Raw genomic sequence first — 9,075 nt, forward strand, 5'->3', positions numbered from 1 at the left:
CCGACTCTATCAGACTCTTTCGTGTCCGACTTCCTCGGTGCTTTCCAGGTTTTCGCTTTCGCGTTTCCCTTTCCGGCGGTTCCGACTCTATCAGAAGTTTTCCACCGGATTTCCCCGGCTTCGAATTCCTGAAATAGAAAATCGGACGTACCCCGATACGGATCTTGAAGTCCATGTGGGGTGAGAGATAGTTTAAACCATCGCTGCCGAACTTGTCCAGTTCGAGGCAACCGTTCGAATCTACCTCCCCGCTCGCTCCGTGTCAACGGCGTTTGCGGGACGACGAGGAGACTAGCAGCTCAGCCGGCTTGTACGCACATCAGGCCGCGGTCGGGAGCGTGGCGGTGCGGTCCGCCTCCTCCACGTCGCCGCGTTCGCCAGCGCGGGCCGCCCTGCCGCCCAGGACGAAGACGTAGAGCAGGAAGAGCACCTCGGCGACCACGCCGATCGTGATGCGCGCCCAGGTGGGGAGGCCCGAGGGGGTGACGAAGCCTTCGATCAGGCCGGAGACGAACAGGACCACCGCGAGGCCGATGGCCATGCCGAGGGCGGCCCGGCCCTGTTCGGCGAGAGCCGTGCGGCGGGTGCGCGGGCCCGGGTCGATGACCGTCCAGCCCAGGCGCAGACCGGTGCCGGCGGCCACGAAGACGGCCGTCAGTTCGAGCAGGCCGTGCGGGAGGATCAGGCCGAGGAAGACGTCGAGCCGCCCGGCGGACGCCATCAGCCCGAGGCCGACCCCGAGGTTGGCCATGTTCAGGAACAGGATCCACAGCACCGGGATCCCCAGGAAGACGCCGAGGACCAGGCAGATCGCGGCCGCCTGGGCGTTGTTCGTCCAGACCTGGGCGGCGAAGGAGCCCGCGGGGTTGCTGGAGTAGTACGTCTCGTACTCGCCGCCCGGCTTCGTGAGCTCCTTCAGCTGTTCCGGGGCGGCGATGGCGCCCTGGACCTCGGGGTGCGTCGCTATCCACCAGCCGATGAGCACGCCGAGCGCCGTGGAGAGCAGGGCCGTCGGTATCCACCAGCGGCGGCTGCGGTAGACCGCGGCCGGGAAGCCGACGGTGAAGAAGAGGGCGGCGTCGCGCCAGCCCGCGCGGCGGGTGCCCGTGACCGTGGCCCGGGCGCGTGCGACGAGCTGGGTCAGCCGGCCGGTGAGCATGGGGTCGGGGGCACTGGACTGGACGAGGGAGAGGTGGGTGGAGGTGCGCTGGTAGAGGGCGACGAGTTCGTCGGCCTCCTCGCCCGTCAGCTTGCGGCCGCGGCCCAGGAGCTGCTCCAGGCGGTCCCATTCCGCGCGGTGTGCCGTGACGAAGACGTCGAGATCCATCCGGTGCGCTCCCCTGCCCAGGTCCCCTGGCCGCTGCCTATTCCTAGTGTGGTCAGCTTGGCAGACTTGATGCAGTAGGGGCGGAGCAGGTCACATGAGAGGTGCTGCGGTGAGCGATCTGGTGACGGGGGACGCGGTCGTCCTGGGGCTGCGGCCGGCGAGACTGCCGAGCCGTGCGCTGGCGATCCTCCTGGACCTGGCCCTCTACGTCACCGCGTACGTCCTCATCGGGGTCGGGCTGACCTTCGCGACGGCCTCGCTGGATCCGGCCGCCCGGGCCGCCATCGGGGTGGCGAGCTTCCTGTTGCTGCTGGTCGGGATCCCGATCGCGGTGGAGACCCTGTCCCACGGGCGGTCCCTGGGCAAGCTCGCCTGCGGGCTGCGGGTGGTGCGCGACGACGGCGGGCCGATCCGGTTCCGGCACGCGCTGGTGCGCGGGGCGCTCGGGGTCGTGGAGCTGTTGCTGACCTTCGGCACGGTGGCGGCCATCGCCTCGCTGGTGTCGGTGCGCGGTCGGCGGCTCGGGGACGTCTTCGCGGGGACCCTGGTGGTGCGGGAGCGGGTGCCGGGAGCGCGGGTGATGCCGGTTCCGGCTCCGCCGCCGTGGCTGGCCGGGCGGTTCACGCAGCTGGACCTGTCGGCCGTGCCGGACGGGCTGTGGCTGGCGATCCGCCAGTACCTGACCCGGATGAACCAGCTGGATCCACAGGTGGGTGCGGCGATGGCGGCGCGGCTCGCGGACGATCTGGTGGCGCGTACGGGAGCGCCGCCGCCGGCGGGGGTGCCGGCCGCGGCCTACCTGATGGCCGTGGTCCACGAGCGCCAGTCGCGCGATGCCGCCCGGGCCTTCCGCGCGGCCGCCGTTGCCGCGGCCTCTCCCGTCCCGCAGGTCGCGCCCGGCTTCGGGCCGCTTCCGGGCGCGGCGCCGGCTCCCGCACCGGCTCCGGCGCCTGCTCCGGCCCCGTACGTCGCCCCCGCGCCCGTGGCGCCGGCGGCGCCGGCCGCCCCCGCGCAGACTCCGCGCGCCGGCGGGTTCGCTCCGCCCGCCTGAGGGCGCGGGGTCACTGCTCCTCGAAGGCGGAGGGCGGGGTCTCCAGGTGCTCCAGTTCTATGCCGGGGGCCGAGAGGACCACGTCCCCGGCGATGTGGACCGTGTGGACCTCGCCCGTGTCCAGGGCGGTGACCCGGTACTCGTCCACCGGGAGCGGGCCGCTGTCCGTCGGGTGTTCCTCGCGGGCCACCAGCGCCCAGGCCTGGTCGACCGTACGCGGGGCGAGCACCGGGTCGGTGAGGGCGAGCAGCCGGACGCGGGTGGCGGGTGCGCCGGGAGTGAGCCGCAGCAGGCGGGCCGTCGCGACGAGGAAGGCCGGTGAGGTGCCGGTGAAGCCGGGGGCGGCGATGTTGCCCTCGGTGGCCTCGGTGCCGGTGGGGTCGGTGCGGACCCAGGTGACGCCGTCGAGGGCGGCTCCGCGCACCTGCCAGCTCGCGGCGTTGACCTCCAGGCGGATCGGGCGGCCGAGTTCGTCGATCGCGAGGTCGACGGAACCGCGGTGTTCGCCGTCCGGGGCGGTCAGCTGGGAGACATAGCGCCAGCCCGAGGGTCCGGGGGCGCAGTGGAAGTGCTCCTCGCCGAGGGGGGCGTGGTCGTGCGGGTCGTGGAGCGAGTATCGGCCGCGGGGCATGGTGCGCACACTTCTTCGGATCGGGGATACGGGGCAGGCCCCCGGCACGTGTGCCGGGGGCCTGCTTCAGGTCCGTCCGCGGTTGACCAGGTGCTGATCAGTAGCGGTAGTGGTCCGGCTTGTACGGGCCCTCGACCTTGACGCCGATGTAGGCGGCCTGCTCCGGGCGGAGGGTGGTGAGCTTGACGCCGAGGGCGTCGAGGTGGAGGCGCGCGACCTTCTCGTCGAGGTGCTTGGGGAGCACGTAGACGTCGGTCGGGTACTCCTCCGGCTTCGTGAAGAGCTCGATCTGGGCCAGGGTCTGGTCCGCGAAGGAGTTCGACATGACGAAGGAGGGGTGGCCGGTCGCGTTGCCGAGGTTGAGCAGGCGGCCCTCGGAGAGGACGATCAGGACCTTGCCGTCGGGGAACTTCCAGGTGTGGACCTGCGGCTTGACCTCGTCCTTGACGATGCCGTCGACCTTGGCCAGGCCGGCCATGTCGATCTCGTTGTCGAAGTGGCCGATGTTGCCGACGATGGCCTGGTGCTTCATCTTGGCCATGTCGGCGGCCATGATGATGTCCTTGTTGCCGGTCGTGGTGATGAAGATGTCGGCGGTCTCGACGACGTCGTCCAGCGTGGCGACCTGGTAGCCGTCCATCGCCGCCTGGAGGGCGCAGATCGGGTCGATCTCGGTGACGATGACGCGCGCGCCCTGGCCGCGGAGCGACTCGGCGCAGCCCTTGCCGACGTCGCCGTAGCCGAAGACGACCGCGACCTTGCCGCCGATCAGGACGTCGGTGGCGCGGTTGATGCCGTCGATGAGGGAGTGGCGGCAGCCGTACTTGTTGTCGAACTTCGACTTGGTGACGGCGTCGTTCACGTTGATCGCCGGGAAGAGGAGGTCGCCGGCCTGCATCATCTCGTAGAGACGGTGCACACCGGTGGTGGTCTCCTCGGTCACGCCGCGGATCTCGGACGCGAGCTGCGTCCACTTCTGCGGGTTCTCGCCGAGGGTGCGGTTCAGCAGGGTGAGGATGTGCGCGTATTCCTCGGAGTCCGCCGTGGACGGGTCCGGGGCCTCGCCGGCCTTCTCGAACTCGACGCCCTTGTGGACGAGGAGGGTGGCGTCACCACCGTCGTCGAGGATCATGTTCGGGCCGCCGGTGGGGGTGTTCGGCCAGGTCAGCGCCTGCTCCGTGCACCACCAGTACTCCTCCAGCGTCTCGCCCTTCCAGGCGAAGACGGGGACGCCCTGCGGGTTCTCCGGGGTGCCGTTCGGGCCCACCGCGATGGCGGCGGCAGCGTGGTCCTGGGTGGAGAAGATGTTGCAGGAGGCCCAGCGGACGTCGGCGCCGAGGGCGACGAGGGTCTCGATGAGCACGGCCGTCTGCACGGTCATGTGCAGCGAGCCGGTGATGCGGGCGCCGGCCAGGGGCTGGGCCTCGGCGTACTCCCGGCGGATCGACATCAGACCCGGCATCTCGTGCTCCGCCAGGGTGATCTCCTTGCGGCCGAAGGCGGCAAGGGAGAGGTCTGCGACCTTGAAGTCCATGGGTGCTGCTCCTCATGGTTCGAGAGGTGGGTACGGCTGGTCCGTGCGCCGTCCTGGGGACGGGACACCGAGCACAGTCCGTCGGGGGTCCTCTCTCCCCTCGGCCGGTCGCAGGGACCGCCCGACCCGCCATCAGCAGCGACGCCTGACACTGTCCACGAATCTACACCGATCGGCGGCGGCGGCCCCAGTCGGTGGAGGAACTGGTGGGGTTCGGTTTCCGCTCCCGCCGACCCGACCGCAGTGCGATTCCGGCCGGACCATAGCCTTTCAGCCATTCGCGCTGGTGGGAGGCGCTGGGGATCGCCTCCCTGGTGGTGCGCAGCCGACGCCCGCCGGCGCCGGCGGGCCCGGTCTGGGGAGCCACGCAGGTGGACGCACCGTAGCCGTCCCGCCCCGCTGGTGCCGAAGGCCCCCGCGGGCTGCTGCTCGGGGGGGCCTTCGGCGTGTACGTGCGGGGCGCGGGGGACTACTTGGCGGCCTCGGGGCGGTAGATGTCCGGCTCCAGGTAGATCACCCGGGCGATCGGGACCGCCTCGCGGATGCGGGCCTCGGCGGCGTTGATCGCGTCCGCCACCTCGGTCGCGGTGTCGTTGCCCTCGACGGCGATCTTGGCGGCGACGAGGAGCTCCTCGGGGCCGAGGTGCAGGGTGCGCATGTGGATGACGCGGGTGACGACGTCCCCGTCGACGACCGCGGCCTTGATCTTCTCGACCTCTTCGACGCCGGCGGCCTCACCGAGCAGCAGGGACTTGGTCTCCGCGGCCAGGACGATCGCGATGGCGATGAGCAGGACGCCGATGCAGAGGGTGCCGATGCCGTCCCAGACGCCGTTGCCGGTCAGCAGGGCGAGGCCGACGCCGGCGAGGGCCAGGACCAGGCCGATGAGCGCGCCGAGGTCCTCCAGCAGCACGACGGGGAGTTCGGGGGCCTTGGCCCGCTTCACGAACTGGGTCCACGACAGCGTGCCGCGGATCTCGTTCGACTCCTTGATCGCGGTGCGGAAGGAGAAGGACTCGGCGATGATCGCGAAGACCAGGACGCCGACCGGCCAGTACCAGGCCTCGATCGGGTGCGGTTCGTGGATCTTCTCGTAGCCCTCGTAGATGGCGAACATGCCGCCGACGGTGAAGAGCACGATGGAGACGAGGAAGGCGTAGATGTACCGCTCGCGCCCGTACCCGAAGGGGTGCTGCGGCGTCGCCTCCCGCTGGGCCTTCTTCCCTCCGAGGAGGAGCAGGCCCTGGTTCCCGGAGTCGGCCACCGAGTGGACGCTTTCCGCGAGCATCGACGACGAGCCGCTGAAGAGGAACGCCACGAATTTGGCTACAGCGATGGCGAGGTTGGCGGCGAGGGCCGCCACGATCGCCTTGGTACCGCCCGACGCGCTCATGGGTGCAGGGTGTCCTTCCTGGGCCAGTGACTACGGCCGCACATTGTTGCAGCCCCAGGGACGGACGCCGCGTCAGACGACCACGGTGGCCCGGAAGACCGTGCCGTTTCCGGACAGTTCGACCTTTTCGCCCGCCGGCACGAAGGCCGATCCGCCGGGCGTGAGCGCCAGTTCGCCGGCCTGAACGGTGCCGGCCGTGCAGAGCAGGATCTGCGGGGCGCCGTCCGGGAGCACGTGGGGGGCGCCGCCGGGCGCGAGGAGGAAGCGGGAGAGCCGGAACTCGTCGATGGGGGCCTCGTAGACCTCCTCGCCGCCGTCGCCCTCGGGCCGCATGACGGTCGGGTCGCTCGGCTCGAACCGCACGATCTTCAGCAGCTCGGGCACGTCCACGTGCTTGGGGGTGAGCCCGGCGCGCAGCACGTTGTCCGAGTTGGCCAGCAGCTCGACGCCGAGGCCGTCGAAGTAGGCGTGCGGGACGCCCGCTCCGAGGAACAGCGCCTCGCCGGGCTGGAGTCGGACGTGGTTGAGGAGCATGGCCGCGAGCACGCCCGGGTCCCCGGGGTACTCGTGGGCCAGCGCGGCGTACGTGGCGTACTCGCCGCCCAGCTGCGCGGCGGCGGCCGCGGTCTCGGCGACCGTACGGGCCATCTGCTCGCGGTCCGCGGTCAGTACCGCCGTCAGCACCTCGCGGAGGGCGGCCTCCTCGGGGTGGGCGCGCAGCAGGTCGGCGTACGGCTTGAGGGAGTTGACCCCCAGCCTCTCGAAGAGGTCCGCGGACGCCTGCGGGGAGCGGAAGCCGCACAGCCCGTCGAACGTCGTGATCGCGCAGATCATCTCGGGCTTGTGGTTGGGGTCCTTGTAGTTGCGGTGGCCGGCGTCGATCGGGATCCCGCGCCGCTCCTCGTCCTCGAACCCCGCCTTCGCCTGGTCGAGGTCGGGGTGGACCTGCAGGGAGAGCGGGGCACCGGCGGCGAGGATCTTGAAGAGGAAGGGCAGCCCGGGACCGAACTTGGCCACGGTGGCGGCGCCGAGCTCCCTCTCGGGATCGGCGGCGATGACCTCCGCGAGCGACCTCTCGCCGGCGCCGCGGTCGACGCGGGACGGGGCGCCCGGGTGGGCGCCCATCCACAGCTCGGCCTGGGGCTCACCGGTGGGTTCGACACCGAGGAGCGCGGGCAGGGCCGTGGGGGATCCCCAGGCGTAGGGGCGGATCGTGTTGGTCAGGCGGTCCATCGTCGTCTTCCTGGATAGATCCGGGCACGTGCTCGGGTCTCAGCTGTGTCCCCCGGAGGCCAACGCCAGGTAGGCGGTGGCGAAATCCGTGACGGCGAGCAGTTCGGCGAGCTGCTCCAGCTCGGCGCCTTCCTCCGGTTCGAGCTCGCTGATCGCCGTGTCGTGGCTGAGGGCGAGCTCGCGTGCCGCGGGGGCGGCGGTGAGGCCGCCGGCCGGCCGGTCGCGCAGCAGGACGACGCGGGCGCGAAGGGCCTGGGGCTCTTCGACCCGGTCGCGGAAGAAGTCGTCGGGGTCGGCGCCGGCGGCGAAGTCGCCGGCGAGCAGGACGCCGTGGGCGGGCAGTGCCTCGGGGAGCGCGGCGGCCAGTGCGGGGCGGCCGGCGAGCTCGGCGAGGGTGGCGGCGAAGCGGCGGCCGGCGGGGCCGGCGCCGGTGCCCTCGCTCCAGATGAGCGGCAGCGAGTCCGCCAGCTCGGCGGCGAGGGTCTTGGCCGGGTTGGAGTAGGTGGCGATGGCGGGCCCGCAGCGTTCGGCCGTCCGGTCGAGCCGGTCGGCGACGAGCTGGAGGGTGTCGGGGGCCGCGGTGATCAGGCCGACCTTGTCGAGGAGCAGCAGCAGGGGCGTCAGCAGGGCCCACAGGGCGCCCGGGCCCGCGGCGGCGGACTCGTCGAACTCCTGGTACGGGGCCTTGGCCATCGGTACGAGGAGCCCGTGCGCGCCGTCCACCGCCTCGCTCAGCGGCGAGCGTTCGGGGGCGACGGCGACGACGGTGCAGCCGCGCCGGTAGGCCTGCTCGGCGAGCACGGCGAGCCCGGGCTCGGTGCCGTCGGTGGTGGCCACGAGCAGCAGGTCGACGGACCCGGCCCAGCCGGGCAGGGCCCAGCGCAGTGCCCCGGAGGCGTGGGCGACCCCGGTGGGGTCGAGCCGGATCACCGGTGCGGAGGCGCCCGCGAGGGCGCCGAGCAGGTCGGCGACGCCGGTGGCGGCGGTGCCGGGCCCGGCGATCAGGACCGCGCGCGGCCGGCCGTCGGGGCGCAGGGTGGCGATGCCCGCCTCGCTCGCGTGCCGGGCCGCGGTACGGACTCTGGCGCCGGCCTCGGCCGCGCCGCGGAGCAGGCCCCGTCGGTCGACGCGGGCGAGATCGTCCGGTGCGTCGAGGAGCGACTCGTCGAGCATGGCGGCCTCCGGCTGTTGGGTGACGGGAACCTGTCTGCGCGTGATGCGGTGTGTACTTCGGGTGGTGCGGGTCCGGCGCGGGTCAGGCGGGGCGGCGGGCCTCGTCGACGAGGAGGACCGGGATGCCGTCGCGGACCGGGTAGGCGAGGCCGCAGTCCTGGCCGGTGCAGAGCAGCTCGGGGGTCTCGTCGGCCGACTTGTCCTCGAGGGGCGCGTGGCAGGCGGGGCAGGCGAGGATCTGCAGGAGGCCGGCTTCGAGCGGCATGGGGTGGGTTCCCTTCGGGATGCGGGTGGGGCGTGGTCAGAGTACCGCTGGGGCTCCGCCGGTGCGGCCTGGGGCGAGCAGGGGTGGGACCCGGCTCGGCCGGGCACCGGGCTCTGCCCGGACCCGCGCCTCGAACTCCCCCGGCTACCGCCGGGAGGTGCCCCCGGGCGAGGCTGAGTTCTGCGCGGGTCCGGCGAAGCCGTTCGGTCAGGCGCGGATGAGGGCGAGGGCCTCGTCGCGGACCCGGGCCAGGGTGTCCGCGTCACGGGCCTCGACGTTCAGGCGCAGCAGCGGCTCGGTGTTCGACGCGCGCACGTTGAACCACCAGTCCGCACCCGTGACCGTCAGACCGTCCAGCTCGTCCAGGCTCACGCCCTCACGGCCGCCGAAGGTCTCCTTCACCGCCGCCAGACGCCCCGCCTGGTCCGCCACGGTCGAGTTGATCTCGCCCGAACCCTCGTACCGGTC

The 9,075-nt window shown here is 72.2% G+C and carries 8 protein-coding genes and 1 pseudogene; 1 reads left to right on the plus strand and 8 read right to left on the minus strand.

Annotation, left to right across the window (positions count from 1 at the left end; translation table 11 throughout):
* Positions 1-319: 319 nt before the first annotated feature.
* Positions 320-1,327 (minus strand): stage II sporulation protein M, encoded by a 1,008-nt coding sequence (locus AB0O53_RS38170; RefSeq protein WP_351001723.1) that lies wholly within the window; start codon positions 1,325-1,327, stop codon positions 320-322.
* 109 nt (positions 1,328-1,436) lie between these two features.
* Between AB0O53_RS38170 and AB0O53_RS38175 the strand changes: the two genes are divergently transcribed.
* Positions 1,437-2,378: an RDD family protein gene (locus tag AB0O53_RS38175; protein ID WP_351001721.1), complete on the plus strand. Its 942-nt coding sequence runs from the start codon at positions 1,437-1,439 to the stop codon at positions 2,376-2,378.
* Between the two features lie 10 nt (positions 2,379-2,388).
* Here AB0O53_RS38175 and AB0O53_RS38180 read toward each other — a convergent pair whose 3' ends face one another.
* The 7 genes and pseudogenes from AB0O53_RS38180 to manB form a co-directional block, all read right to left on the minus strand.
* A complete protein-coding gene (locus AB0O53_RS38180; RefSeq protein ID WP_351001719.1) occupies positions 2,389-3,009 on the minus strand; it encodes a hypothetical protein in 621 nt (206 codons plus the stop codon).
* 97 nt (positions 3,010-3,106) lie between these two features.
* Positions 3,107-4,543 (minus strand): adenosylhomocysteinase, encoded by a 1,437-nt coding sequence (ahcY, locus tag AB0O53_RS38185; RefSeq protein WP_351001717.1) that lies wholly within the window; start codon positions 4,541-4,543, stop codon positions 3,107-3,109.
* A 469-nt stretch (positions 4,544-5,012) separates the two neighbouring features.
* On the minus strand, positions 5,013-5,936 hold the full coding sequence (locus AB0O53_RS38190) for a cation diffusion facilitator family transporter (RefSeq protein WP_351001715.1): 924 nt from the start codon (positions 5,934-5,936) through the stop codon (positions 5,013-5,015).
* A gap of 72 nt (positions 5,937-6,008) precedes the next feature.
* The gene (gene manA, locus AB0O53_RS38195) at positions 6,009-7,169 is read right to left on the minus strand and encodes a mannose-6-phosphate isomerase, class I (protein WP_365201817.1); all 1,161 of its coding nucleotides are present in this window, start codon (positions 7,167-7,169) and stop codon (positions 6,009-6,011) included.
* Between the two features lie 39 nt (positions 7,170-7,208).
* Positions 7,209-8,342, minus strand: a complete 1,134-nt coding sequence (locus AB0O53_RS38200; protein WP_031155430.1) for an SIS domain-containing protein — start codon at positions 8,340-8,342, stop codon at positions 7,209-7,211.
* 82 nt (positions 8,343-8,424) lie between these two features.
* The gene (locus AB0O53_RS38205; RefSeq protein ID WP_030659888.1) at positions 8,425-8,607 is read right to left on the minus strand and encodes a Trm112 family protein; all 183 of its coding nucleotides are present in this window, start codon (positions 8,605-8,607) and stop codon (positions 8,425-8,427) included.
* A gap of 207 nt (positions 8,608-8,814) precedes the next feature.
* A pseudogene (gene manB, locus AB0O53_RS38210) lies at positions 8,815-9,075 on the minus strand (phosphomannomutase/phosphoglucomutase); the annotation flags it as partial.

The sequence above is a fragment of the Streptomyces erythrochromogenes genome (genome assembly GCF_040684695.1).
Taxonomy (GTDB): Bacteria; Actinomycetota; Actinomycetes; order Streptomycetales; family Streptomycetaceae; genus Streptomyces; species Streptomyces erythrochromogenes_C.